General features: G+C 55.8%; 26 protein-coding genes. 11 read left to right on the top strand and 15 right to left on the bottom strand.

The window, feature by feature from the left end; all coding sequences use genetic code 11:
* Positions 1–66: 66 nt before the first annotated feature.
* Complete coding sequence (locus VFU50_08525; protein ID HEU5232890.1) at positions 67–363, bottom strand: hypothetical protein; 297 nt, start codon at positions 361–363, stop codon at positions 67–69.
* Between the two features lie 12 nt (positions 364–375).
* Complete coding sequence (locus VFU50_08520) at positions 376–585, bottom strand: hypothetical protein (protein HEU5232889.1); 210 nt, start codon at positions 583–585, stop codon at positions 376–378.
* 80 nt (positions 586–665) lie between these two features.
* On the opposite strand from VFU50_08520, the gene VFU50_08515 reads away from it, so the two are divergent.
* Positions 666–1,499, top strand: coding sequence for a hypothetical protein (locus tag VFU50_08515; GenBank protein HEU5232888.1), 834 nt, complete (start codon positions 666–668; stop codon positions 1,497–1,499).
* 293 nt (positions 1,500–1,792) lie between these two features.
* Here VFU50_08515 and VFU50_08510 read toward each other — a convergent pair whose 3' ends face one another.
* Complete coding sequence (locus tag VFU50_08510) at positions 1,793–2,101, bottom strand: tetratricopeptide repeat protein (protein ID HEU5232887.1); 309 nt, start codon at positions 2,099–2,101, stop codon at positions 1,793–1,795.
* Positions 2,102–2,104: 3 nt separating this feature from the next.
* Positions 2,105–2,800 carry a phosphoribosylformylglycinamidine synthase subunit PurQ gene (gene purQ, locus VFU50_08505; protein HEU5232886.1) on the bottom strand — a complete coding sequence of 232 codons (696 nt, stop codon included), beginning with the start codon at positions 2,798–2,800 and terminating at the stop codon, positions 2,105–2,107.
* 92 nt (positions 2,801–2,892) lie between these two features.
* On the opposite strand from purQ, the gene VFU50_08500 reads away from it, so the two are divergent.
* The 5 genes from VFU50_08500 to VFU50_08480 all read left to right on the top strand — a co-directional run bounded on the left by VFU50_08500 (position 2,893) and on the right by VFU50_08480 (position 5,995).
* On the top strand, positions 2,893–3,255 hold the full coding sequence (locus VFU50_08500; protein ID HEU5232885.1) for a YidB family protein: 363 nt from the start codon (positions 2,893–2,895) through the stop codon (positions 3,253–3,255).
* 169 nt (positions 3,256–3,424) lie between these two features.
* The gene (locus tag VFU50_08495) at positions 3,425–4,027 is read left to right on the top strand and encodes a hypothetical protein (GenBank protein ID HEU5232884.1); all 603 of its coding nucleotides are present in this window, start codon (positions 3,425–3,427) and stop codon (positions 4,025–4,027) included.
* 30 nt (positions 4,028–4,057) lie between these two features.
* Complete coding sequence (locus tag VFU50_08490; protein HEU5232883.1) at positions 4,058–4,483, top strand: cupin domain-containing protein; 426 nt, start codon at positions 4,058–4,060, stop codon at positions 4,481–4,483.
* A gap of 47 nt (positions 4,484–4,530) precedes the next feature.
* Positions 4,531–4,695, top strand: coding sequence for a hypothetical protein (locus tag VFU50_08485; GenBank protein HEU5232882.1), 165 nt, complete (start codon positions 4,531–4,533; stop codon positions 4,693–4,695).
* Between the two features lie 97 nt (positions 4,696–4,792).
* Positions 4,793–5,995 carry a saccharopine dehydrogenase C-terminal domain-containing protein gene (locus tag VFU50_08480; protein ID HEU5232881.1) on the top strand — a complete coding sequence of 401 codons (1,203 nt, stop codon included), beginning with the start codon at positions 4,793–4,795 and terminating at the stop codon, positions 5,993–5,995.
* Here VFU50_08480 and VFU50_08475 read toward each other — a convergent pair.
* From VFU50_08475 to VFU50_08460, 4 genes are all read right to left on the bottom strand, one after another.
* Positions 5,951–6,688, bottom strand: coding sequence for a lysophospholipid acyltransferase family protein (locus VFU50_08475; GenBank protein HEU5232880.1), 738 nt, complete (start codon positions 6,686–6,688; stop codon positions 5,951–5,953). The genes VFU50_08480 and VFU50_08475 overlap by 45 nt on opposite strands.
* Positions 6,685–8,553 (bottom strand): hypothetical protein, encoded by a 1,869-nt coding sequence (locus VFU50_08470; GenBank protein ID HEU5232879.1) that lies wholly within the window; start codon positions 8,551–8,553, stop codon positions 6,685–6,687. Before VFU50_08470 ends, VFU50_08475 begins: the two co-directional genes overlap by 4 nt.
* A 259-nt stretch (positions 8,554–8,812) precedes the next feature.
* Entirely contained in the window at positions 8,813–10,222 is a 1,410-nt protein-coding gene (mpl, locus tag VFU50_08465; GenBank protein HEU5232878.1) for a UDP-N-acetylmuramate:L-alanyl-gamma-D-glutamyl-meso-diaminopimelate ligase, read from the bottom strand.
* Positions 10,219–11,199, bottom strand: coding sequence for an LD-carboxypeptidase (locus tag VFU50_08460; protein HEU5232877.1), 981 nt, complete (start codon positions 11,197–11,199; stop codon positions 10,219–10,221). Before VFU50_08460 ends, mpl begins: the two co-directional genes overlap by 4 nt.
* Positions 11,200–11,659: 460 nt before the next feature.
* Between VFU50_08460 and VFU50_08455 the strand changes: the two genes are divergently transcribed.
* On the top strand, positions 11,660–13,843 hold the full coding sequence (locus tag VFU50_08455; protein ID HEU5232876.1) for a glycosyl hydrolase 115 family protein: 2,184 nt from the start codon (positions 11,660–11,662) through the stop codon (positions 13,841–13,843).
* 41 nt (positions 13,844–13,884) lie between these two features.
* Here the strand turns inward: VFU50_08455 and VFU50_08450 are convergent, their stop codons facing one another.
* The 4 genes from VFU50_08450 to VFU50_08435 all read right to left on the bottom strand — a co-directional run bounded on the left by VFU50_08450 (position 13,885) and on the right by VFU50_08435 (position 15,591).
* Positions 13,885–14,247, bottom strand: coding sequence for a PIN domain-containing protein (locus VFU50_08450; protein ID HEU5232875.1), 363 nt, complete (start codon positions 14,245–14,247; stop codon positions 13,885–13,887).
* Positions 14,234–14,452: a type II toxin-antitoxin system prevent-host-death family antitoxin gene (locus VFU50_08445; protein ID HEU5232874.1), complete on the bottom strand. Its 219-nt coding sequence runs from the start codon at positions 14,450–14,452 to the stop codon at positions 14,234–14,236. Before VFU50_08445 ends, VFU50_08450 begins: the two co-directional genes overlap by 14 nt.
* An 84-nt stretch (positions 14,453–14,536) precedes the next feature.
* Entirely contained in the window at positions 14,537–15,061 is a 525-nt protein-coding gene (locus VFU50_08440; GenBank protein ID HEU5232873.1) for a hypothetical protein, read from the bottom strand.
* A gap of 53 nt (positions 15,062–15,114) precedes the next feature.
* Positions 15,115–15,591, bottom strand: a complete 477-nt coding sequence (locus VFU50_08435) for a secondary thiamine-phosphate synthase enzyme YjbQ (protein ID HEU5232872.1) — start codon at positions 15,589–15,591, stop codon at positions 15,115–15,117.
* 13 nt (positions 15,592–15,604) lie between these two features.
* On the opposite strand from VFU50_08435, the gene mazG reads away from it, so the two are divergent.
* From mazG to VFU50_08415, 4 genes are all read left to right on the top strand, one after another.
* The gene (gene mazG, locus VFU50_08430; protein ID HEU5232871.1) at positions 15,605–16,477 is read left to right on the top strand and encodes a nucleoside triphosphate pyrophosphohydrolase; all 873 of its coding nucleotides are present in this window, start codon (positions 15,605–15,607) and stop codon (positions 16,475–16,477) included.
* The gene (locus VFU50_08425) at positions 16,474–17,304 is read left to right on the top strand and encodes a GNAT family N-acetyltransferase (protein ID HEU5232870.1); all 831 of its coding nucleotides are present in this window, start codon (positions 16,474–16,476) and stop codon (positions 17,302–17,304) included. Before mazG ends, VFU50_08425 begins: the two co-directional genes overlap by 4 nt.
* Positions 17,295–18,425, top strand: coding sequence for an o-succinylbenzoate synthase (gene menC, locus VFU50_08420; GenBank protein ID HEU5232869.1), 1,131 nt, complete (start codon positions 17,295–17,297; stop codon positions 18,423–18,425). Before VFU50_08425 ends, menC begins: the two co-directional genes overlap by 10 nt.
* A 185-nt stretch (positions 18,426–18,610) precedes the next feature.
* The gene (locus VFU50_08415; protein ID HEU5232868.1) at positions 18,611–18,847 is read left to right on the top strand and encodes a type II toxin-antitoxin system prevent-host-death family antitoxin; all 237 of its coding nucleotides are present in this window, start codon (positions 18,611–18,613) and stop codon (positions 18,845–18,847) included.
* A gap of 49 nt (positions 18,848–18,896) precedes the next feature.
* On the opposite strand, the gene VFU50_08410 is transcribed toward VFU50_08415, so the two are convergent.
* From VFU50_08410 to lon, 3 genes are all read right to left on the bottom strand, one after another.
* Positions 18,897–19,973, bottom strand: coding sequence for a hypothetical protein (locus VFU50_08410; protein HEU5232867.1), 1,077 nt, complete (start codon positions 19,971–19,973; stop codon positions 18,897–18,899).
* Between the two features lie 231 nt (positions 19,974–20,204).
* On the bottom strand, positions 20,205–21,236 hold the full coding sequence (aroF, locus tag VFU50_08405; GenBank protein ID HEU5232866.1) for a 3-deoxy-7-phosphoheptulonate synthase: 1,032 nt from the start codon (positions 21,234–21,236) through the stop codon (positions 20,205–20,207).
* A gap of 411 nt (positions 21,237–21,647) precedes the next feature.
* Positions 21,648–24,086 (bottom strand): endopeptidase La, encoded by a 2,439-nt coding sequence (lon, locus tag VFU50_08400; protein ID HEU5232865.1) that lies wholly within the window; start codon positions 24,084–24,086, stop codon positions 21,648–21,650.
* Positions 24,087–24,153: the final 67 nt, after the last annotated feature.

The raw sequence follows: 24,153 nt of genomic DNA, 5'->3' as shown, positions 1-24,153 counted from the left end.
AGGACGATCGACGACTACTAACCCGAGTACAACTTCAACGACTAATTCAAGCGGAATCGGCACTACTCAGAGCACGACCACAGGAAGCTCGGGAGCAGCTTCTCTGCCCAGTTCAGGAGCCGCAAATCTTCCGAGCTCCGGGGCTGCAAATTTACCCAGCTCGGGCGCAGCGACCACACCGAATTCGACGACTGGCACTACGGGATCGACCGGCGCGAGCGCAGGCTCGACCGGCACTATGGGCACGACTGGAACAACGGGATCTACCGGCAGCTCGGTAGGCGCGACCGGCAGCACGGGCACGACCAGCACCACCGGATCAACGATGGGCTCAACCGGAACACCGGGCGCAGCAGGAACCACGACGAATTGTGCTCAGACTCCTGCGACCAGCGGCACGACGACGAATACCCAAAATGGAACGACTTCATCGGCCGGAACGACTTCGACCACGGCTGGAGCCACTTCGACCAACTGTCCTAGCGGGACGAGTTCGACTACGCCCCGATAAACTCCACGCGAGAGTAATGAGTGAGGTGGGGCGGCGATGCCCCACCGCTCCCAACCTTCTGACCGCTTCAGCACAACTTTCTTTGTCTTCGGTGGTTCACACTGTGGTAATCGGGCATAAGTTCACGTTAGCCTTCTAAGGCGCGAACACCGTAATGATCGCCTCTTCGAAATGGAAACTCGCAGCCGCTCTCTGTTATCTGCTCTTAGGCTGTTCGTTATTCGCGACCGACATTCCGTCCGATCTGAACAGCGGATTCCAACAGATGTACAACCTGGATTTCGCAGGCGCTCACCACACGTTTTCAGAGTGGGAACAGAGTTATCCGGATGATCCACTCGGCCACGCGTCCAATGCAGCTGCATATCTTTTTTCTGAGTTCAATCGGCTGAAGATTCTCGAATCGGATCTGTTCATCGACGATCAGAAATTCGAGAAGCGTCCAAAGCTCTCGCCAGATCCCGCCATCCGGGTTGCGTTCCAGGCGGAACTGACCAAGGCGAGGGAAGTTGCGAATAGGACTCTGGCGGCAAAGCCGCAGGATTCTCGCGCTTTGCTCGCTTTGGTGATGTCGAATGGGCTGGAAGGCGACTACGTCGCGCTCATCGACAAGAAGAATCTCTCCGCACTGAGCTACATGAAGAGTTCGCGTTCCATTGCGGAACGCCTTCTGGCAGCCGATCCCTCATGCTACGACGCGTATTTGGCCGTCGGCGTTGAGAACTATTTGCTAAGTCTGAATTCGGCGCCGGTCCGCTGGATTCTTCGACTCGGCGGCGCGCAGACGGATAGGGAAGAGGGATTGCAGAAACTTCGGCTGACGGCTACAAAAGGGCACTATCTCGCCCCTTACGCACGCCTGCTGCTCGCTGTTGCGGCGTTGCGCGACAAAGATCGAAACACTGCTCGCCAGCTCCTGGCCGGACTCTCTCAGGAATTTCCGCAGAACGAACTCTATCGAAAAGAATTAGCGCGAATTCAGCCTTAAGGCTGCACTCTTCACGATATTTCGCGATGTTCTCAGCTCCTGTCATCCTGAGCGCCTCTTTCGCGCGAAGGATCTCCCGCAATGTCTCAGACTGAAATGCCCTCGCCAGGCTCCTCCACCTAGAACTCATGATTGTGGTCAGAGCCACGCGACAGCATTCAAGTTTGAAGCATTGCGGGAGATCCTTCGGCCAAAACAGGGCCTCAGGATGACAGACCTAGAGAGCATCGTAGGATCGACGTGAATAAATGCAGGCGGAGTGCGGTCGAAACGCAGATAATGCATGCGCTCGATCAGCGCAGCTCATCCAGCATCGCTTCCATCTCCGACCGTGCGTGCTGGTTCCGGATGCGGATGGCGCAGGCGATGCCGTCCTCAAGCATCTTCCGCGCTTCCTCATCGCGACCGGCTTTCATCAAGGTTTGTGCCGCCATTTGATAGCCGGCGGCGTAGTCGGGATTGGCTTCGAGAAGGGTTCGGAATTCCGCCAGAGCAGTCGATGTGTCTCCTAGATTGACGTACTCCATCGCCAGCCCATAACGCGCGAACGTGTCTTTCGGATTGTGCGCAAGGACTTCCTGCAGCATGGCAACGCGGTCCATAGGTTATCTGTGCGCGAGAGCGCCGACCATCGACTGGAAGATGCGCACGCCGTCGCTCATTCCCAGAATGGGATCGGCGCTGCGGTCTGGATGGGGCATCATGCCGAGCACATTGCGTCCTACGTTGCAGATGCCGGCGATATTATCGAGTGAGCCGTTGGGATTGGCTTCCGGCGTAATTTTTCCATCGGCGGTGGAGTAACGGAAAATGACTCGGCGATCGCGCTTGAGCTGAGCCAGGGTTTCCGCATCGCAAAAATAATTGCCTTCCATGTGGCCGATGGGGATTTCCAGCACCTCGCCTTCGCGGCAGGTGTTGGTGAAAGGCGTGTCAGCGTTTTCCACGCGAAGGTTCACCGGCTTGCAGATGTATTTGAGTTCTGCATTGCGCAGCAGCGCCCCCGGCAGCATTCCAGCTTCGCAGAGAATCTGGAAGCCATTGCAGATGCCGAGCACGAGTCCGCCACTCGCAGCGAAGCGGCTCACTTCTTGCATGATGGGAGCAAACTTCGCAATGGCGCCCGTACGCAGGTAGTCACCGTAGGCAAAACCGCCAGGCACGATGATGGCGTCGCAGTTCTCAAGATCATGGCTGGCGTGCCACAAGAATGTGACTGGCTGCTTAGCAGCCGATTCGATCGAGTAGTAGGCGTCGTGATCGCAGTTCGATCCGGGGAAGACGAGTACGCCGAATTTCATGGGTAAATCCAGTTTAGCAGTGCAGGCGGGACAACCGGCGATGATTTGCAGTCCATCTCTCCATCTGAATTCCAAGCAGGAGGAGCGAACACATGAGCATCTTCGACGCGGTAATGGGAGCAGTCGAGCAGCACTCCGAGGTCAACCAGCAGCAGCACGCGAGCCTGGTGCAGACCGCGATGGACATGTTTGCCAATCATGCGGGACTCTCCTCAATGCTGAACAACGCGCACTCACAAGGGCTGGGTGGAATTGTGCAGTCCTGGATTGGAAGTGGGCCGAACCAGCCGATCGCTCCGCAGCAGGTTCAGGGATTGATTGGACAGGACCGGCTCCAGGACATCGCCAATCGCGTCGGCATTCCTCCTGCAATCGCCAGCGTTGCTCTTGCGCACATTCTTCCTGCGCTCGTGGATAAGCTCACGCCGGAAGGGAAATTGCCGCAGGCCGCATAGCCGGCGGCCAGCATCTGTGGCGGCGCTCTGTTTTCAAGTAAGTGCGCGGTCGCTTGGAACTCATTTGCAGGCCCTGTATCTGCTCTATAACTGAACTGCCCGAAGGTAATCTACTCGCTCGGTCCGTTCTGTGATGTTGTAGGCTCCACAGTTTTGCCTGGAGCCTCGTTTGAAGATCTACCGGGTTGTTCGCTGGTTCATTCTCGCTGCAGCCGTGATTACCATCGGCCTCATGCTGCAACATCCGAAACGACTGGTGTCACGCCAAGCCCCCGCTGCACAAGTCATCGCGAATGCGAACTCGTTCCAAAGTAAGCTGAGCGATCTCGAGCAAGCGCACCAGAGCGGGCAGACTGGTGTGGAGACGCGAATTACTTCCGACGAAGTCTCCGCAGCATTCGCCGCTTCGAATCCGCAGCCCGCACAGACAGCCGCGCTGAGGTCCCAAGCGGGAATCTCGACCGATCAGGTGCCGCTGAAAGATCAGCAGGTTGTATTCGATGGCGATCAGGTCAAGAGCCAGTTCACAACGCAAGTCGCGGGGAAGGATGTCGTCGTCACCTTGAGCGGACGCATAGGCAGCAAAGACGGGTACGTTGATTTTATTCCTACAAGCTTCGAGATCGGGAGCATGCCTGTTCCGATATCCATAGTTCAAGAGCAGGTTCAAAAGAAGCTTTCCGATCCGGCCACGCACGAGCAACTTAAGCTGCCCGAGTTTGTGAGTGATCTCAGGGTGGAAAACGGACAGTTGGTCATCGTCGAGAAGTAGGTTCAAGTTCTGTCGGGCTTGTGAGCTGGGATGAATAAATCGCTGCTCGTTGAGAGTGCGCATATCATTTCACTCATGAGCACCGCGCGGCAGTTTCCCTACGACACCCGTCTGAATGTCCTGTACGAAGCCCTCGAAGTAATCGACATCAATTCACTTGCCGCAAACGCGCCGCACAAGTGGTACAACCAAACCTTGTGTGCAGTGAATGCTTCGGTGGTGCGCCTGGGAGTAATCGAAGGCGAGTATCACTGGCACAAGCACGACGACGATGATGAATTCTTTTATGTTGTCGATGGCAAGTTGCTGATCGATCTCGAAGCACGCGATGTCGAGCTCTCCCCTGGACAGGGCTTTGTTGTTCCCAAAGGGGTGCTGCACCGCACTCGCGCTCCGCAGCGAACCGTGATTCTGATGGTCGAGAATGCTGGAATCATTCCGACCGGCGACGAGTAGCCATCCGCACCGCCGCGCTCATTTCTTCGTGTGATACGCTGCTGGACGTGTCCGCTACACCTCCAGCGTCGTCGAACGGCAAGCACGTTCTGTACTGTCCACAGTGTGCCGTCGAAGTTACCGATCCGCTTACCTGTGGAGATTGCTCGGCAGTCATCTGCCGCCGCTGTGGCACGCCTCTCGAAGCTGCCGACGAGCTTGGCATCGGCTGAATCACAAGACTTTGCAGTAAGCCCCTCCTCGTTTACACTCCGTAGTTTCTTCTGCCAAGAATTCATATAACCGGTTCAGTTCGGGAGCGAACATCGGATGAAGCTACTGGTAATCGGGGCTGGAATGATGGGATCGGCGGCGGCCTTCGACATGGCGCGTTCGCACGAAGTCGAACTCGTCACGTTGGCGGATGCCGATCTGGAAAAAGCTCAGGAGGCGGCGAAGTTCATCGCAAAGACGCATGGGAAAAAAGGCGCTGCGGTTCGGCCAGTCGCAATCGATGCTGCCGACGAGAGCGTTGCTGCGGCTCTGATGCGCGGCCACGACGGCGCTCTCTCGGCTGTTCCGTACTTTTTCAATATTGCACTTGCTCGCGCTGCCGTTGGAGCAGGCTGTCACTTCGCGGATCTGGGTGGCAACAACACCGTTGTCCGCAAAACGTTAATGATGAGTGCTGAAGCGGAAAAAAATGGTATCGGACTCGCTCCTGATTGCGGTCTCTCGCCAGGCATGGCCAGCATTCTGGCAGGCGATCTGGTGCGGCGTCTGCGCATCGAGCAGAAGCCCGATCGCAGCAGCGCGCGGCGGGGGAAGCCCCCGACAATCGATGCGTTGAAGCTCTATGTCGGAGGACTGCCCAAGACTCCTCGACCTCCATTTCAATATCAGCTTGTGTTCTCGGTCGAAGGCTTAATCAATGAATATGTTGAGCCGGCCCGCGTGCTGAAGAAAGGCAAAATCGTAGAGATCGAGCCGTTGACTGAGCCGGAGGAGTTTCGCCTGCGGGGCTTTCAGCCGCTGGTCGCATTTCACACCTCCGGTGGAACTTCCACGATGCCGGAGACCTTCCAGGGCGAAGTCGGTGAGTGCTTCGAGAAGACGCTACGGTATCCCGACCACTACAAACTGATTCGCGGTCTTTACGACTTTGGATTTTTCTCCGGCGAAAAGCGCAGGCTCGACTCGGGCGAAGTGACTCCGCGCGAGCTGACTTCTCATCTGTTTCTCGAAAAACTTTCAGGCGAAGAGCCGGACGTCACGATCATGCGCATTGAAGCTCATGTAGGGAAACGGGTGCTCTCCTACACCATGGTCGATGAATATGATCGCCGGAGCGGGCTGACCTCGATGATGCGCACCACAGCATGGCCGGCCTCGATAGTGCTGCAGATGATGGTGAGCGGCGTGATCGGGAAGCGCGGCGGGATTCGGCAGGAGATAGACGTTCCAGCAGACATTTTCTTGCGCGAGATGTTACGCAGAAGTATCAAGATCCGCTTCGCGCAAAGCGGGAGGTAGTCCCGACGCGATCCCTCGCCTTACTGCGGCTATCAATTCTTCTTTTTCTGCGAACTGCCTCGGGGAAATCGGAGAATGGAATTTCAAGCTCACCAATCCAGGATGGATTGTGCTGCTTCCTTTCGGCATGAGCAATTCAGAGCCGAGTATCGTTACGGGAACGATAGGAACGCCGCTGTCCATTGCAAGATAGAACGGGCCTTTCTTGAACGGCAGCAGGCGGCCGTCGCGCGAGCGCGTTCCCTCCGGAAACACTGTCATGTTCAAACCGCGAGCCATCACCTGCTCAGCCTCTCTCATGCTGTTCACCGCAGCCTCACGATTGCGCCGGTCCACCGGAACCAGGTCGGCCATGAGCATGGCTCGTCCAAGAATGGGGATTTTAAACAGTTCTTGCTTTACCAATACTGAGGTTCGGCGCGGCAGCTTCGGAATGAGAATCGGAGGATCGAGATTCGAAACGTGATTGCACATGAAGATGTAAGTTGCGTCGGCATCGATCTGCTCCAGACCTTCGACCGCAATCCGTACTCCGGCGATGCTCAGGCCGGTGCGCGTGATCCACATGGCGATCGCGAAGAGCGTGTCGGCACTGCCGGTGAGCCATGTTGCCGGGAAGCCGATCAGCGCTCCAAGAAATGTGAAAACGCAGGTGAAGAGCACAGCGGCAATCGTGCGGATCAGTGCGATCATGGAGCAGAGCGGGCGGGCTGATCTTCGGAATGCAACCAGGCATCGCGGCGCGCGAACTGCGCGGCAGTCGCGCCCGGCAGATCACGGAAAACGTACGCTTCGATCTGCCGCTGGATCAAAACCAGTGAAACTTCTCTTCGCCCTCCATGATGCATTACGACGATTCGCGCCGTGGCTCCGGGTTTGGAATTTTCGAATTGCTGGTCGAGTCCTCGCAGGGGCGTGCGCCCATCGATGCTGACGATTTCATCACTCTCTTGCAGCCCGGCTTTTCGTGCTTCGTCGCCATAAACCTCTTCGATCACCAGCGGCCCGCGAAAGTTGCGATTCGCCGTGAAGCCGGGATCGGCAACGGTTTGGTTTTGTTTGGCGAGGACAAACCCGACTGTCTTGAATAGATCCTCATACGGCAGTTCGGTCGTGCCCGCCACGTATTGTTCGAAGAATTCGCGCAGATCGCTTCCGGTGAGTTTTTCCGCTTCAGCACGCACTCCTTCCGAATCGGGAAAGAACTTGCCTTGCTTCGCATAATCGCGATTCATCCCCTGAAAAAGATCGCGCAGTGAATGCGCGCCATGCGAGTCCTCGCGAATCTTCAGATCGAGCAGCACACCCAGAAGCTCTCCTTTGTTGTAGTAGCTGATGCTGCGCTCCGGCGTGCGGTAGTCCGGATATTTATCCAGCCAGGTATCCAGACTCGACTGCTCTGCCGACTGCGTTAGGTGCGCCGGCCGAGACTGTAGGACGGTGATTCCTCTGGCCAGGCGACGCAAATACTCGGTCGAATCGAGCAGGCCTGCCTTGAGTAATGCGAGATCGCCCACGGTACTTGTGACCCCTTCGCTGAACCACAGCGCGCGGGTATAGTTCTCGCGCGTGTAATCGATCGGCTCGAGCGATTGTGGACGGATCCGCTTCACATTCCAGAGATGAAAGAATTCATGCGCACTGGTCGATTCGAGACTTTTCAAGTCCTGGAGATCGTTTGCTGAGTGGTCGATGGCGGTACCGTACGCGTGCTCCATGCCGCCGCCGGCAGGTCCATGCGGGAAGTGATAGATGAAGGTGTAGGTGTCGAATGGCCGATCGTTCATCCACCAGGTCTCGGCCGCGGTGATCTTTTTTAGAAAATTCACAATCGGAAGCATGGTGTAATCAGCCGGATCGGCGTCGATGACGACGCGGTACTTTGCCCCATCCTGCGTGAAATCGCTCTCTGCAAAGTTGCTCAACTCTGCAGGACTATCCACTAATCGATCGTAATTAGCGGCACGTAGTAAGTAGCCGGATGGAATGCCAGGTCCGGCAGGCAGCTCATCCCACGGCAGCGGCGTCGCGAGCTTCCATTGCGCTGGAATTTGCTGCAGGCGAACCGAAATGGGAAGTTCGCGACCGTTTGTTGGATACATCAGCAACTCGGCAAAGTTCAGAAAAGCGTGATGCTGGTTGAACTGGGCGCCGAACGGACCAGCCTCGTCGAGCACGATGTCGTAATCGATCACAACCCATCCTGGCTTCGGACGAAACTCCCAAGTGGTTTTATCGACCTGATGAAGAGGAAGCGTCTCCCCGGATTGCGTCGAAGCCTTTACTGAGATCACGTCTTTCGCAAAGTCGCGTACCTGGTACAGCGCGTTCCAAACTGGAAGTTGAATGGCATCGCCTGCGCCTTCAGGATCGAAGGTCATGCTGACGTGCACACGATGATGGACCGCGTCTGCAAAGGTGACTGTGTAGTCGAGTTTGGATTCGTTCTGGCATAAGGCAGGCGAGAGCAAGGTTAAGACCAGAATGCTCAGGAGAGAAGATTGCCGAAGGAAATGAGATATGCGATGAACCATTGCTTTCAAGCGGTTGAGGCCCATCTTGGGACTCTGCGGGCGATAGGCGAGTTTTGCTGGCGTCGGGTTAGCGAACGCCCCTTTATAGAATTGTCATCCCTCGCGCAGCTGCGAATGTGCTGGGGGCTTTGATAGTTTGTTTTGCTGCGCGGGGGATCTGCTGTACTGCATTGGGAAAAAGCAGATCCCCCGCTCCGCAAAACCAATTTCTTCAAGAGGAGAGAGCGCGGTGGCGGAGCGAGGGATGACAATAGCTCAATTGAATCGCAATTGCTGTTCATCTTCATGCGGACGTGGCGATGCGCGCAGGAAGTTTCTCATAAATTCCACCAAAGCCGCCGTTGGAGAGAATGGCGACAACATCGCCCTCGCGCAGCTCAGGACTGATCGATTCCACGATTGCGTCGGCATCTTTGCATTCGCGCGCTGAGTGGCCCTGGCGCTTCAGCTCCTTCACCAGCGCTGAACTCGAGAGGCGCTCACCTTCGGGAATAGCTTCGGCTTTGAAAACACTTGCTATCACGATTTCATCGGCCTTGCTCAAGCTGCTCACGAGTTCTTTGAAGAATATGTTGCGGCGAAGCGTGTTGGAGCGCGGCTCGAGAATGGCCCAAAGGCGCCGACCTTTGTAGCGCGTGCGCAATGCCTTGAGGGTTTCCGCGATGGCCGTGGGATGATGCGCGAAATCGTCGATAATGGTCACTCCCGCCACCTCCGCCTTAACTTCCAGTCTGCGTTTCACGCTCTTGAACGTGGCGAGCGCTTCCTGAATTGCCAGAATGGGAATTTCATATCGCGCCGCCATGGCCGCCGCTGCCGTCGCATTGAGGATGTTGTACTCGCCAGCGAGTGTCATGCGCAGCTCGGCCCATGGTTGGCCTTCGCGCTCGACCGTCCAGGTAGTTTCGGTCGGAGAGAATTTCACTTCCCGAATGCACCAGGCGGATCCCTGCTTTTTTCCGTAGCGCTCGACTTTGCAGAAGGCGCGAGCGATGCAGTCGTCCACATTCGCCGACTCGTCATACGCGACCAGGTAGCCGCTACGCGGGATCAGATTCACGAGGCGTTTGAACGATGTTTTTACCGCGTCGAGGTCCTTGTAAATGTCTGCGTGATCGAATTCGACCGAAGTAAGGATCACGGCGTCAGGAAAATAGTGCAGGAATTTCGGCCCCTTGTCGAAGAATGCCGTGTCGTACTCGTCGCCTTCAAGAATGAAGTGCTTGCTCTGGCGCAGGGCAAAGCTGGTGCCGAAATTTTCCGCCACACCGCCAATTAGGAATGAAGGATTCAGCCCAGCAGTCTGAAAGATCCACGACAGCATCGATGTGGTCGTGGTTTTGCCGTGGGTGCCGGCGACCACGATCGGTTCACGTCCGCGGAGAAAGCTTTCATGCAAAATTTGCGGCAGAGATCGAAACGGAATGTGGTGGTCGAGTACGTGCTCTAGTTCAACATTGCCGCGCGAAATCGCATTGCCGACGATTACCAGATCGGGACGCGGCTTGAGATTCGCCTCTGAGTAAGGCTCGGAAACCGAAATGTTCATGCTGCGCAGCAGGTCCGACATGGGCGGATACGCCGCCGCATCGGAGCCGGTTACGTGAAATCCTCTTTGCTTCAGCAGGCCGGCAAGCGCGGCCATCGCCGTGCCGCAGATGCCGATCAGATGGACGCGCTGATGCTCGCTCAATTCCTGCCTGCCTTGCTTTCGACTGCCTGTGGCGTAGTTGCCGATTCGAGAATGTCGAGTTGCACTGCATCACTCACAGTCAGTCGTGCGCGCACGCCGACGGGCAGGGTGATGTTTCCCGCGCTCACGTGTCCGGAGCGCAGGCCGAAAGCAATAGGAATGTTCATGTCGTCGAGAACTCTCGTGATCACCTGCTGAAGCGTGTAATCGGCGCCTGCGGGCGGTTCACAATCCTTCATTTCGCCAAACACAATTCCGCGTACGCCATCCAGTTTGCCCGCGCACTTAAGATGCATCAACATGCGGTCGATGCGATAGGGCCACTCGCCGACGTCCTCGATGAACAGGATTGCGTCGTCGGTTTCGATCTCATACGGTGTGCCCAGCGAAGCAACGAGAAGAGAGAGACAGCCGCCATAGAGGCGTCCCTCTGCAGTGCCGGGACGGAGCGGTTGCAATGCCGGGGAGTCGGCGGCGTCGAGACTCCACGGCTGGGTTCCGGAAACGGCACGGAGAAAGGATTGAATATGCACTCCATTGGCCTTGGCGAAATCTTTTGCCAACATCGGACCGTGAAAGCCGATTAACCCTATGCGCTGAAAAAACAGAGCCGTGAGCGTAGTTACGTCGCTATAGCCGCAGAATATTTTCGAATGGCTCGCGATCAACTCAAAATCCAGATGCGGCAATAGGTGATTGGTGCCATAGCCGCCGCGAGCGCAGAGGATGGCCTTCACTTCCGGCGCGCGAAACATCTCGTGCAGTTCATCCACGCGTCGCCGCGCGTCTCCTGCAAAGTACATGTCGCGCTGAAAAATTGCTTCCGAGTAGACCAGTTTGAACCCAAGCTCCCGAAGGCGAGCTTCTCCCGCCGCAAATTCCGCACGATCCACCGCTCCGGCAGGAGCGATGATGCCGATCGTGTCTCCAGAGCTCAGAGTGGGTGGACGCAATAATGATTTGCGCGCAGCAGTCACAGAATTCTCAATCTTAGCCGATGTCGACTCTCATGCAGGGAAGTTGAGCACATCTGGACGCGAGTGAACTCCCATCTATCGCGACCCCTTGATACCTGTCATCCTGAGCCCCGCCTTTGGGCGAAGGATCTCCGGCGATCTGTCGGAGTCCAATGCAGCCGGTATGGCTCTTCGACCACCGATCCCTGAGCGTGTGGGCCGAGAGCCTCGCTCATGCTTTTCTACTGCAAGCATCGCGGGAGATCCTTCGCCCAAAAGAGGGGCTCAGGATGACAGCAGATTGAGAAAATTCCGAAAAACAACCTGAATAGTGCTGCTCTGAAATGCTGAAAAACAAAAAGATTTTGTTCGAGTGCTAAACTAATTCGCTGTTTTCTACGTACCACACCCAGCTACACGCGAGGACTCATAAATGAGCGCAAGAGGTTGCACTTTTTCGCGAGCGCCGTTTCCAAAAGTCGTGCGAACTGCAGTCCTGGTTCCGTTCTGCGTAATTTCAGTCTTCGGCACAGCGCAAAAAACGACCAACTCCGCGGGTCGCGCGACCGCAGCCAACACACTTCGGGTAGACAGTTCCGCCGTGATCCTGCTCTCTGAAAACAGTCCCGGTCCGCTGCAGAAGGCGACTGAAGATCTCCGGTCCGATTTCGCCAAAGTCTTTGGCAAGAAGCCCAGGATCGTCTCCAAGACGGAACTAGCTGGTCCGGCGACGATCGTCATCGGTTCAATCAACGACCTTCCCGAGGCAGTTCGGCCCGAGGCGTTGAGCGGGGCAGAATCGTTTTCTATTTCGGTCGCGAATCCGAATTGGAACAGTCGAAAGTCACATGCAATCGTGCTTGCCGGCGCTGATATGCGCGGCACCATCTATGCCGTGTATGAGTTTTCGCAAAAGTATCTTGGCGTGGATCCTCTTTATTACTGGACCGATCATGAGCCCACGCGCCGCGCGTCGATTACAATCCCTTCCACGTTGAACGAAAAATTCGCCGCGCCGAAATTCAAATACCGCGGCTTCTTCATCAACGATGAAGACCTGCTAACCGGCTGGGCTCCGGGAGAGAAGAAGGACAAGACGGGCATCTCGCTCGAGGTTTGGGACAAGATCTTTGAGACGACTCTTCGCCTCAAAGGCAACATGGTTGCGCCCGGCACGTGGATCTTTCCTGACGATCCGCAGGTAAGGGCCGCCGGCGCGCGCGGATTGATCGTCACTCAGCATCACGCGATTCCACTTGGGCTCAACGTTGCTCGCTGGCCCAAAGACGTTCCGTACAACTACACGGAGCATCCCGAAATTCTCGAACGCGCGTGGAAGGACGCGGTGAATTTGTACGAGCCGAATCAAGAGGTCCTCTGGTCGGTAGGTTTGCGCGGATTGTCCGACGTCACTTATGCGTCGATGGATCCCAGCGTGCGCGACAACAACAAGGCTTTGGGAGCGCTGATCAGCAAAGCCATCGCTGCCCAGATGCGCATTGTGCGCGAGGCCCGCCCCAATGCGGAATTCGTGACCAATCTCTGGCAGGAGGGCGCGCGTCTGGTGCAATCCGGCGATCTGAAGATTCCGCCGGAAGTCTCCACGGTCTGGGCCGACGACGGCTATGGATACATCCAGGACAAAGGTGAGGTGGCCTCAGGGCAGGGAATTTACGATCACGTCGCCATGATGAACGGCCGCGCCAATCAGCTCACAGAGATGGTTCCCATCGAGCGCAGCTTTTCCGAATTGGGACGCTACATCAAAGCCGGTGCGACACACTATTACCTGGTAAACACCAGCGATATTCGCCCGGTCACGATGTCAATACGCGCCGTGATGGACGCGGTATGGAAGGGACTGCCGAGCGACAGCGCTTCGGCGAGCGACAATTTCTATAAGAGCTGGTCCGAGGAAGAGTTCGGAAAGCGCGCTGCCCCGCAGTTAGCTGAGCTCTACAAGGAGTATTTCAAAGCTCCCGCGCATTTTGGCGAGCCCGCCCGCGAGTACGGCGATCAGCTTTATCACACCGAGGTCCGCCGCATGCTGCTGACGTACATGATCGACTCGCCGCTCTACGCGATTCCGAGCCAAGCTCCGAAATGGGAACCACCGCGTGTCATGAGCGCCGGATTCGGATTTGGTCCCAACCCCACACCTCCAAAAGAATGGTTGAAGCAGGCCGTTGCCCGAGGACTTCAGCAATGCGGCGATGCCCAGCCTCGGTGGGACGCGGTTTGGAAGAAGGCACTAGCGACTGAGCCACTGGTCGCGCCAGATCGGCGCGACTTCTACCAGAGCGAGGTGCTGGCGATGATTATGATCAATCGGCAGAGCAATCGCATCATGCTGCTTATCTCAAAATCCATCCAGGAAGCCGATGCTGGACGCAGGCAAGAGGCTCAAGAAGACGTAAAGCAGGCGCTCGCCGCGTTTGACGAACTTGAACGCGCAGAAGCTGCTGGCGAATACGGAAAGTGGAAAAATTGGTATCGCGGAGACTGGCTCACAGGAATCTACCGCACGCACCAGATGGTCCAGACGTTCGCCAATTTTCTCGCCGATCCAGAGACGCACATCTCGCCTCCGATTCTTTGGGACGGCTGGGAGGCTTACTACCACATCATGCACTACGAAGGAGATCGCTCTGCGGACGTGAGGTGACTCGCATTGCGGTGGAAAGGTGAGTGATGAGAGTTCTGGAATTAGATTGCCAGCGGCACTAGCTTAGACTTCCGAATACGGGAATCTCTCGTGACCAACGGAACCTGGTGAACGATGCTCGTAGCAGCAATGATTTCATCTGCCGCATCGCTGCGAAAATCGAGCTCGGTACTCTTTCGACAAATGGTTAAATCAAGAGGCCATACGTGGATGCGCGCTAGAGCGCGCGTAAATTCGGGTGAAGCCGGATCGAGAGTGATTTTTCCGAGTTGCGCCAACTTTGTGATTTCCCAAAGAACGATAACTGAAATTGTCCAAGCATTGCGGGAAAGCAACTTGCGTTCGGCGGCATTGAGCATTCCATCGAGCGCATGGACAAGGACGTGAGTGTCAAGACTCAGCATCCCAATTGAGACTGGTCGAGAAGATGTCGCCATGAATCTTTATTTTTCCTTTCATGCTGCCGATCAAATCAGCACAATTTGAACTTTCCGGGATCACCCTCGCGACCGGTTTTCCATGTTTTGTGATGACGACTCCATCCGGATCAAGGTTTTCTAAAACCGCCAGGCATTGTTCCTTGAATTTGGAGGCATTCATGGTTTTCATAGATAGGTTTCATTATTGACTATATTTTATGACTGGTCAATAAAAATGTCTATTTATGAAAAACGCTTGGGAATATTTGAAAAGTCAGGGTGTGTCTGTCGGCTCGACTGCATCATGAAAGCGTACAAATAACTTCTCGGCCGCAGCGACCACGTTGTCCTGCTCGGTCTTTTTCTTGAAGGCTGACTTGATCTTTTCCGATCCTGTCCAAAGTTCTCGATTCGTCTTTGTCTCGTATACCTTCAGGGTCACTGATGATGAAGAGAAATCTTTGCGTACACCTGATTGGGCCGACCGGTCGTATGGAGCTGATGTGTTGCCGCCGAGGCTTACCGAGCCGGACTCGTAGCATGTGACTTCCGCCACGAAGTCGGCTCTGTCGGGAGCATCCGTAATTGTGAATCTGCCCCAGTTTTGCAAATCCGTGCTGATCGCCTCGAAGGCGATATTTCCGCCGTGCGCGTTCTTCACGTACATCGATTTTCCAAAGGCCAATCGCTCCGAGAAGTTCCGTGAAGCGGGTGGATTCTGTTGTGCGCTTAGAGCTGTTGCAGCTAGCAGCGCGATCGGGAGCCACCAGCAAGCGCGCGCGAAAGTTGAAGAAATCATTTGCCTTGCCGGCGTGTTAGACAGCGAATTGTAATCCGAATCCGGCACGGAATTCATTCACCGATGATCTTCACGATCACCCGCTTTTCGCGCTGTCCGTCGAACTCTGCGTAGAAGACCCGCTGCCATGTTCCGAGATCAAGTTTGCCTTTGGTGATCGGAAGCGTCACAGACTGATGCAGAAGAAGGCTCTTGAGATGTGAGTCGCCGTTGTCCTCGCCTGTCTGATGGTGACGGTAGTTCTGGCGAAAAGGGGCAAGCTTCTCCAGCCACTCATCGATGTCCTGGATGAGCCCGGACTCGTTGTCATTCACATAAACGGCAGCGGTGATGTGCATTGCCGAGACGAACGCCAGTCCTTCCTGCACGCCGCTTTTGCGTACTGCCGCTTCGACCTGTGGTGTGATGTGAATGTAGTCGCGATGCTTCTTGGTGTTGAACTTCAGATATTCCGTGTGTGCCTTCACGGCCAACAGCATAGCGAGTCGCGAGCGCACCGGCAGTAACGCTGACAATCGCAGGCGCGTCATTTAGATTAGCTTCATGTCCACTGGTGAGAAGTTTGAGCGAGCCGTGAACATCATGGCTCGTCTGCGCGCGCCGGGAGGCTGCCCGTGGGACCGCGAGCAGACCTTCGATTCGATCAAGCCCTACACGCTCGAAGAGACGTATGAGGTGTTTGAGGCCATTGAGAATCGCGACTGGCAGGAGCTGCCGGGTGAATTAGGCGATCTTCTTTTACAGGTTCTCTTCTACTCAGAGATGGCGCGGGAAGCCGGCCATTTTTCCATCAACGATGTTCTCGATCGGCTTTCAAATAAATTAGTGGACCGACATCCGCATGTTTTTGGGGACGTGAAGGCCGAAACAGCGAAGGAAGTTGTTCGAAATTGGGAAGCGCTAAAGAAAGCTGAGAAGGCCGCGAAGGCAACAGAAGAGCCGGACGATAAACCTCTTTTGAGCAGCGTTTCGCGCTCGATGCCGGCGCTGCTTGAAGCGGGCAAGATCAGCCGCAAGGCGGCATCGGTGGGCTTTGACTGGCCGGATATTTCCGGCATCTTCGATAAGCTGCAGGAAGAAGTTGCCGAGCTAAAGGAGAACGTCGATCAAATCCCAGAGCCGATTCGGCCAGGTGGTGGCGATGCCGGATCGCGAGCGACTCCGATTGCGCCGGCGTTGCACGAATACGTCGAAGGAGAGCTGGGGGACTTGTTTTTCGTGCTTGTCAACCTGGCACGATTTCTTGACGTGGATCCGGAATCGGCATTGCGGCGAACTATACGCAAATTTCGGCGACGCTTTGAGGCGATGGAATCAGCGGCAAAATCTCAAGGGAAAAAATTGGAAGAAATGAACATCGAACAAATGGAAGAGCTGTGGCAGAACTCGAAGATTGGCGAGGAGGTGAAGCAGTGAGCAAAACTGCTTCCGCGCCCAATCCTCAGTCCGCAGATTCGATCGAGCTGCGCCACTGCAGGGAGATCGCCGAATTTCAGGCGTGCGTCAATTTGCAAAAGGAAGTTTGGAGCTTTTCCGATGCCGATCTGATTCCGGTACGGATGTTTGTCGTGGCCGGCAAGATTGGCGGGCAAATCATCGGAGCTTTCGACAATTCCACTCTGGTTGGATTCGCGCTTTCAATTCCCGGGGCGCGAAACGGGAATGCCTATCTCCATTCGCACATGCTGGCCGTGCGGGAGCAGTATCGCAATCTCGGACTGGGACGGCGTCTCAAGCTGGCGCAGCGCGATGAAGCGATCACGCGAGGCTTCGAGTTGATGGAGTGGACCTTCGATCCGCTGGAAATCAAGAATGCTTATCTGAACATCGAGAAGCTGGGCGCTGTCGTGCGGCGGTACACGCTCAACCAATATGGAACTTCGTCTTCTCCGCTTCAAGGCGGATTGCCGACGGACCGTTGCGTTGCCGAGTGGTGGCTCAAGTCGAAGCGAGTGAGTGACCTTCTGGAGGATGGAATTCGTCTCCAAGTCGATCCAGAAAAGACCATCACTGTACCCGCGGAGATTTATGCATGGAAAGCCGATCCGGCGAATCGCGATCGAGCACGCGAGGTACAGCTCGCGAATCGACAGCAATTTCTCAATGCGTTTTCCAGCGGGCTGGCTGTTCTTGGCTACCGCCGCGATCCGGTGGGGAATGGAACCTTCTTACTCGCTCAGCCGCGGGAGAAATTTGAATTCAGTACGGCCCCGGAACGGGAAGCGGAGCCGTCATGCAGATAGAAAGCATCACGATTCGCGAGCTGCACATGCCGCTGGTGCATTTCTTCGAGACCAGCTTCGGCCGCACTACGGAACGGCGCGTGATGCTGGTTGAGCTGCAGCTCGACGGCATTACGGCGTGGGGCGAATGCGTTGCCGGTGAGCATCCCTTTTACAGCGAAGAGTCCATTGGAACTGCGTGGTATGCGATTTCAGAAGAATTGGCTCCTGCACTGCTGAATCGCGAGATCGCGTCCGGACGCGATGTCCCTGCGCTGCTTCGACGAGTGCGCGGCCATCGCATGGCCAAGGCAGCGCTTGAAAACGCGGTATGGGATGCAGAGGCGCAGATCAAGAATGTCCCATTATGGAAATTGCTCGGCGGGACTCGAAAAGAGATTGCCTGCGGCGTGTCGCTGGGAATTCAGGATACGCACGAGCAGCTTATGGACAAGATTGAGTCCGAACTGGCATCCGGCTATCAGCGGATCAAAGTGAAATGCAAGCCCGGATGGGACATCAAGATCTTCGAGCGTGTTCGCGAGCGCTGGCCGCAGATCCTGCTTAGTTGCGATGCCAACTCGGCTTACACGCTCGAAGATCTTGACCACCTGAAACAGTTCGATCGCTTCAATCTGCTGATGATCGAGCAGCCGTTGTGGAACGATGATTTTTACTTCCACGCTCGCCTGCAGAAAGCACTGAAAACGCGAATCTGTCTTGATGAAGCAATCCATCACGCGCGCAGCGCGCGCGCTGCAATCGAACTGGGTTCCTGCGGGATCATCAACATCAAAGTCGGACGAGTTGGCGGATTCAGCGAAGCGATTGCCGTTCAGGATGTCGCGCAGATAAACAACATTCCAGTTTGGTGCGGTGGCATGCTGGAGAGCGGTATCGGCCGCTCGCATAACGTCGCGCTGTCCACCCTGCCAAACTTCTCTTTGCCCGGAGATGTGTCGGCTTCAAAGCGATACTGGAAAGAAGACATCATTGATCCCGAAGTAGTCGTGTCTGCAAAAGGCACTATTACGATCTCCGACAAACCTGGACGCGGATATGACGTAAAGACTGACCTAATAGAGCGATTGACCGTTCGAAAAAAGACTATTCGGCAGGCGGCTGCCGCTCGGACCCATTGAAGGGCCATTCTGGTACTTGCTCTACTAGGCAGAGCGCAGCCCAAGAGCGTGCAAAATCGACACTTCATCGTTGCGCCCAGAGATGACTGCGCGAAAAAGCGTGCGCGTATTTCCAAATCGCTCTACAGTAGCGAGAACGTGCTTTCAATTGTTCTCAGGTATGGTCATACTGCCGCGGTGAACTGATGAAGACAAGAACAATGCCTGCGAGAGTCTTTAAGACTAAGTGCCTCGCCGTGATAGATGAGGTGCATTCGAAATGCGAGCCTGTAATTATCACCAAACGCGGAAAGCCTCTAGCAAAGCTCGTACCCATCAACTCACGACCCGATGACATATTTGGATTCATGCGAGGAAAAGTAAAAATCATTGGAGACATCATTACTCCGGCGATTCCGCTGGAGGAGTGGGAGAAGGATTGACGTTCCCCGGGCTACAGCTGTTCTCTCCTGATGGTTGTTAGTGTACAGTCTACCGGTTCTGGACTGGCAACCCGGAATCGAGAAACGACACGGTCGTCACATCGCTCGTGAATTTGAAACGAACTCTGCTCTCACAGTCTGTGTTCCCGGTTCGGGAAGCGTAGCGCCAGGATCTCACAATCCGGGCAGCCTCGCGCCCGAGCGTTGCGTCGCCGTGTAGCAGCTTTACTTCCTTGACTCGTCCTTCGGGCGAAACGATCGCGCGGAGGAGTACTTCTGTGTCCCGCACAACCGAGGAGAAGTCATCCAGCACGGGATGGCTTTCAGGCGGTCCCGCCGGCGGAAGGATCTGAGGAACTGGATCGGAATGATGTACCCAGGCGGAACTGTGTTTCGGTAAAGAGTGCGGGAAAGTGGCCCCAACATCCGGAGTCACTGCGGACTCGCTTGCCGAACTGTATTTGTAAGCGGCGGATTGAAGAGTGGCTCCGCCAGGCGTTAGCGCTTTTCCATCCATCACGCCCACTTGGGTTTCGCCTTTTGCCCACACGGCATTGGGAGAGGGCAAGGAGCCGACCTGTTCTGTGTTCGAGAACGGCTTCTGTGCTTTGGCCTGTTCAGGTTCTACGATTCGAAATCTCAGCGCACCATGTACTCGCGGGAGGAGGGACTTGGCGATCTGTTTCGATCTGGAACCCATCTCGCCAAGATCGCCGTTCCAGTGCGCCTGAGCAACTGAGAACGTCACGGCTGCAAAGATGATTGCGGCTGCGGTGGCAATTGCGCTAATCGCAAATGATCGGCTTCGTATGGGCGCGTGAGCTACTGGTTGCATCGCTCTAATCGGCGGACGCGATTTCGTTTCGAATCCCTTCGTTGGTCCTGCCGAAAGTTCAATCGTTCCGATCAACTCTTCGGGACTAATGCTGGTATTGTTGTCCAGTGCTTGGCAATTCAGAATCAGCTGAAGTTGACGCGGACTTAGGACGTGCTGATGCAGATCAGCGAAATTGCGGAAGATCCAGAACAGACGAAGAGAAGAGAGTCGCGTTGCGCGCAGATACCGAAGCTCCCCGTCGGGAGATTGCGTGCAAACGTACCGACACCCAAGCTGATGGATGCGCATAGACGTACCTGTAGTGACTTTGAAAAGGGCTTCGACGGGGGGAAGTGGGCCTCAACATAGTAAGTAGCTGAACCGCCGAAAGCAAGTGAATTTCTCGTTCGGCGGGCCATTTGATAGTTACTGGCCGTGCGCAAAACCCTACGCGACGCATCGCGGCCTTAACGCGGAGTGCGGGCCAAGAGATCTGAACCCGCAGAGTCTCCGCGTAACCGCCGTGATGTTACGGGATATCTAAGCCGTAGCTGCCATTTCCAACTCTGCCACTCGGCGTAGCGGTTGCGACAGGCTTTCGATCATCGCAGAGAATCCTGCCAACGTGAGCGATTGTGGTCCGTCAGAGAGCGCTCGCTCAGGGCAGGGATGGACCTCCACAATCAGGCCATCTGCCCCAACGGCGATTGCCGCCTTTGATGTCGCGCACACTAAGCTGCGGCGCCCGGTTCCGTGCGATGGATCGGCGATTACCGGCAGATGCGACAGTTCTTTCGCCAACGCGATCGCTGCCAGATCGAAGGTATTGCGCAGTTCGGTTTCGAAAGTCTTGATGCCACGCTCGCAGAGGATTACCTGCGAGTTTCCACCAGCCAGCAGATATTCTGCAGCGAGTAGCCATTCTTTCACTGTGGCGGAAGGCCCACGCTTCAACAGGATGGGCCGTTCTGCTTTGGCCAAGCGGCGTAGTAGTGCAAAATTTTGCATATTGCGGGCACCCACCTGCAGGACATCGGCGTACTCCGAGATGAGGTCAACATCTTCGGTGCTCATCACTTCGGTGACGATGGGAAGGCCGGTTACTTTGCGCGCCTCGGCAAGGATCTTCAGCGCTTCTACGCCGAGTCCCTGGAAGTCGTAAGGAGACGTACGCGGCTTATATGCTCCGCCGCGCAGCATCCGAGCGCCGGCCTTTTTCACACCTACCGCGGTTTCCAACATCTGCTCGCGCGACTCGACTGAACATGGCCCAGCGATGATCACAATGTGCTCGCCGCCTACCTTCACACCCGCGACATCCACCACACTCGATTCCTTCCTCACTTGCCGGCTCACGAGCTTAAATGGATGCGCGATCGCAATTGCATCTTCCACGCCCGGCGCGCTCTTCAGCGCCTCGAGTTGAGCACGATTGCCGCCGCTGCCTACGGCGGCGACGATGGTGCGCTCTGTTCCGCGAATTACGTGCGGCTGATAGCCGCACAGCACCACACTGTCGATAATGTGCTGAATCTCGACTTCGGTTGCGCCTTCTACCATGTTGATGATCACTTTCGGTCTCCTTTGGGATCGCAGAAAGCAAAAGCCGCGACTTTGTGAGTCGCGGCTTCGGGTGCTTCTGTGATTGCTAAACGATTACGTTATGAATTTCGTCCGCATGCACGCGCTTCCCCGCTGCCGCTACTCGTAAAGTACCAGTAGCGGTAGGTAAAGAAGCTCGTAAATCGATTCTCTTGCATCGCGGTGTCAAAACTATAGGTGAATTGGGGCGGAAATGTCAATTTTGTTCCCGATCAGTGAACAGCCCCGGGAGAGTTAACCCAAACCCCACGGTTTGAACGTGTGGACTAAAACATTCAATCTTTCGGACTAGCGTAATGCGCCCATTCGTTAAGGTGGCAATTCGATGTGCATAGTACAGAAAGCCGACCACCGGGCCGGCTTAGAAACTGCATTAGTGATTTATCCGACGTGTTGCAGCACTTGCTCACGTTCTTCAGCGTCGTGCTTGGCTTCGGTTTCATCGTGCGGCAGCGCGATGCTGAGAGCTTCGTCGATGCTGTTGACATAGTGAATCTGCACGCCTTCGAGTTGTTGAGGCGTGAGGTCCTCTTCGACGTTCTGCCGGTTTTCGGCCGGTAGAATTACATCGCGAACCCCGGCGCGCTTCGCTGCGAGAACCTTCTCCTTGATTCCGCCCACGGGAAGCACGTTGCCGCTCAGCGTGATCTCTCCTGTCATCGCCGTTAGTGGACGCACCTGCGTGCCAGTCAGCAGCGAGACAAGAGCCGTGGCCATCGTCACACCTGCTGAAGGTCCGTCTTTGGGAACAGCGCCTGCGGGCACGTGGATGTGGATGTCAAGTTCTTTGAGGAATTCTTCATCCAGGCCCAGATGCTTGGCGTTCGAGCGTACCCAAGTGAGTGCGGCCTGCATTGACTCCTGCATCACCTGGCCAAGCTGGCCAGTCATGCTGAAGCTGCCTTTGCCCTTCATCTTGTTGGCTTCGATGAAGAGCACGTCGCCACCGGCCGGAGTCCATGCGAGTCCCACTGCGACTCCCGCACGCTTGGTGCGCTCGGCAATTTCTGTATCGACACGAACCTTGATACCGCCCAGGAATTCCTGAACGATGTCTTTCGTCAATACTAGCTTCTCGGTCTTACCTTCAGCGATACGGCGCGCTTGTTTACGGCACATCGTTCCAATGTTGCGCTCCAGGTTGCGCACGCCGGCTTCGCGCGTGTAGTGCCGGATGATGTAGCGCACAACTTCTTCGGAGAACTCGATCTGGTCGGGTTTAATGCCGTTCTCTTCGATCTGCCGCGGGATCAGATAACGATAGGCGATGTGTACCTTCTCGTCTTCGATGTACCCCTGCAGCTCGATGATTTCCATGCGGTCGCGCAGCGGTTCCGGAATGGGATCAAGCATGTTCGCTGTGCAGATGAACAGCACCTTCGACAAGTCGAACGGCACATCGAGGTAGTTGTCACGGAACGTGGCGTTCTGCTCGGGATCGAGCACTTCGAGCAGCGCCGATGCCGGATCGCCGCGGAAGTCACGTCCGAGCTTGTCTACCTCGTCCATCATGAAGACGGGATCATTGGTCTCGACGCGCCGTAGGTTCTGAATGATTTGTCCAGGTAGCGCGCCGATATAAGTCCGGCGATGTCCGCGAAGCTCGGCTTCGTCATGCATGCCGCCCAGCGAGATACGCGCGAACTTGCGTCCGAGCGAACGCGCAATGCTGCGTCCGAGAGAAGTTTTTCCTACTCCCGGAGGTCCGACGAAGCAGAGGATCGGCCCCTTCATTCCGGGTTTGAGCCGACGGACCGACAGATAATCGAGAATACGGTCCTTCACCTTCTGCAGATCGTAGTGATCTTCGTCGAGGATTTCTTTGGCCTTCGCAATGTCAACGTCGCTACCCGAGGACTTGCCCCAGGGCAGTACCGCAAGCCACTCGATGTAGCTGCGCGTAACCGAATAGTCGGCGGCCATGGGGGACATGCGACCCAAGCGGGTCAGCTCCTTCATCGCTTCTTTTTTCACATCCTCCGGCATGCCGGCATCTTCGATCTTCTTCTTCAGCTCTTCGGTGTCGCGCTGCGTTTCGTCCTGCTCGCCGAGTTCTTTCTGAATGGCCTTCAGTTGCTCGCGCAGGTAGTACTCGCGCTGCGACTGCTGCACCTGATCCTGGACTTCTGTCTGGATCTTGTTGCGCAACTGCTGAACCTCGAGTTCCTTCGCCAGATGCTTGTTGATCTTCTGCAGCCGCGACTTGACGTCGGTAATCTCGAGGATCTCCTGCTTGTCCGTCGTAGAGAGGGAGGGCAAGGAAGAGGCGATGAAGTCCACTAATCGTCCGGGCTCTTCGATGTTGATCGCGACGGTCTGCAGTTCGTCTGAGAGCGTTGGCGAGCCGGTTACGATCTGCTGGAACAATGTGAGGACGTTGCGCTGCAGTGCCTCGATCTCTGGTCCGCCTTCGCTCTTGCCTTCGGCGATAGGATCGACAATTGCGCGCATGAATGGCGTCAGTTGCTGGTATTCGCGAACGTGAATCCGCTCCACGCCTTCAGTAAAGACGAACAAGCTCTGGTTGGGCATCTTCACCACTTTGTGAACGGTGGCGAGCGTGCCTACGGTGTAGAGGTCGGTTGGCTGTGGCGAATCGACGCGCGCTTCGCGCTGCGCGACTACCACGATGTTTTTTTCTTCCCCGAGTTGGTTGATGAGTTGAACAGAACTCTCCCTCCCCACTGTGAGAGGCAACACAGCGTGCGGAAACAGCACGGTGTCACGCACCGGGAGTACTGGGAGACTGCGTTCGCTTATTTCTACTTTCTGTTCAGCCGGCTGTGCTTGCGGAGTCGGCTCAGTCTTACGTTCTGCCATATGAGTGCCTTATAAATCTTGATAATAGATGACTCAACTCTGAAAAGGATTCGAGCGTGGAATTGTA

The sequence above is a fragment of the Terriglobales bacterium genome (assembly GCA_035764005.1).
GTDB lineage: Bacteria > Acidobacteriota > Terriglobia > Terriglobales > Acidobacteriaceae > Gp1-AA112.
This window is presented reverse-complemented; position numbering and strand designations above follow the sequence as displayed.

Coding starts and splice junctions, on each gene's coding strand:
- VFU50_08510 (HEU5232887.1), bottom strand. CDS start 2,101: ATGGACCGCGTTGCCATGCTGCAGGAAGTCCTTGCGCACAATCCGAAA.
- purQ (HEU5232886.1), bottom strand. CDS start 2,800: ATGAAATTCGGCGTACTCGTCTTCCCCGGATCGAACTGCGATCACGAC.
- VFU50_08410 (HEU5232867.1), bottom strand. CDS start 19,973: ATGCGCATCCATCAGCTTGGGTGTCGGTACGTTTGCACGCAATCTCCC.
- menC (HEU5232869.1), top strand. CDS start 17,295: ATGCAGATAGAAAGCATCACGATTCGCGAGCTGCACATGCCGCTGGTG.
- VFU50_08440 (HEU5232873.1), bottom strand. CDS start 15,061: ATGATTTCTTCAACTTTCGCGCGCGCTTGCTGGTGGCTCCCGATCGCG.
- VFU50_08435 (HEU5232872.1), bottom strand. CDS start 15,591: ATGACGCGCCTGCGATTGTCAGCGTTACTGCCGGTGCGCTCGCGACTC.
- VFU50_08450 (HEU5232875.1), bottom strand. CDS start 14,247: ATGCTGAGTCTTGACACTCACGTCCTTGTCCATGCGCTCGATGGAATG.
- VFU50_08470 (HEU5232879.1), bottom strand. CDS start 8,553: ATGGGCCTCAACCGCTTGAAAGCAATGGTTCATCGCATATCTCATTTC.
- VFU50_08415 (HEU5232868.1), top strand. CDS start 18,611: ATGAAGACAAGAACAATGCCTGCGAGAGTCTTTAAGACTAAGTGCCTC.
- VFU50_08490 (HEU5232883.1), top strand. CDS start 4,058: ATGAATAAATCGCTGCTCGTTGAGAGTGCGCATATCATTTCACTCATG.
- VFU50_08500 (HEU5232885.1), top strand. CDS start 2,893: ATGAGCATCTTCGACGCGGTAATGGGAGCAGTCGAGCAGCACTCCGAG.
- VFU50_08475 (HEU5232880.1), bottom strand. CDS start 6,688: ATGATCGCACTGATCCGCACGATTGCCGCTGTGCTCTTCACCTGCGTT.
- VFU50_08480 (HEU5232881.1), top strand. CDS start 4,793: ATGAAGCTACTGGTAATCGGGGCTGGAATGATGGGATCGGCGGCGGCC.
- VFU50_08445 (HEU5232874.1), bottom strand. CDS start 14,452: ATGAAAACCATGAATGCCTCCAAATTCAAGGAACAATGCCTGGCGGTT.
- mazG (HEU5232871.1), top strand. CDS start 15,605: ATGTCCACTGGTGAGAAGTTTGAGCGAGCCGTGAACATCATGGCTCGT.
- VFU50_08515 (HEU5232888.1), top strand. CDS start 666: ATGATCGCCTCTTCGAAATGGAAACTCGCAGCCGCTCTCTGTTATCTG.
- lon (HEU5232865.1), bottom strand. CDS start 24,086: ATGGCAGAACGTAAGACTGAGCCGACTCCGCAAGCACAGCCGGCTGAA.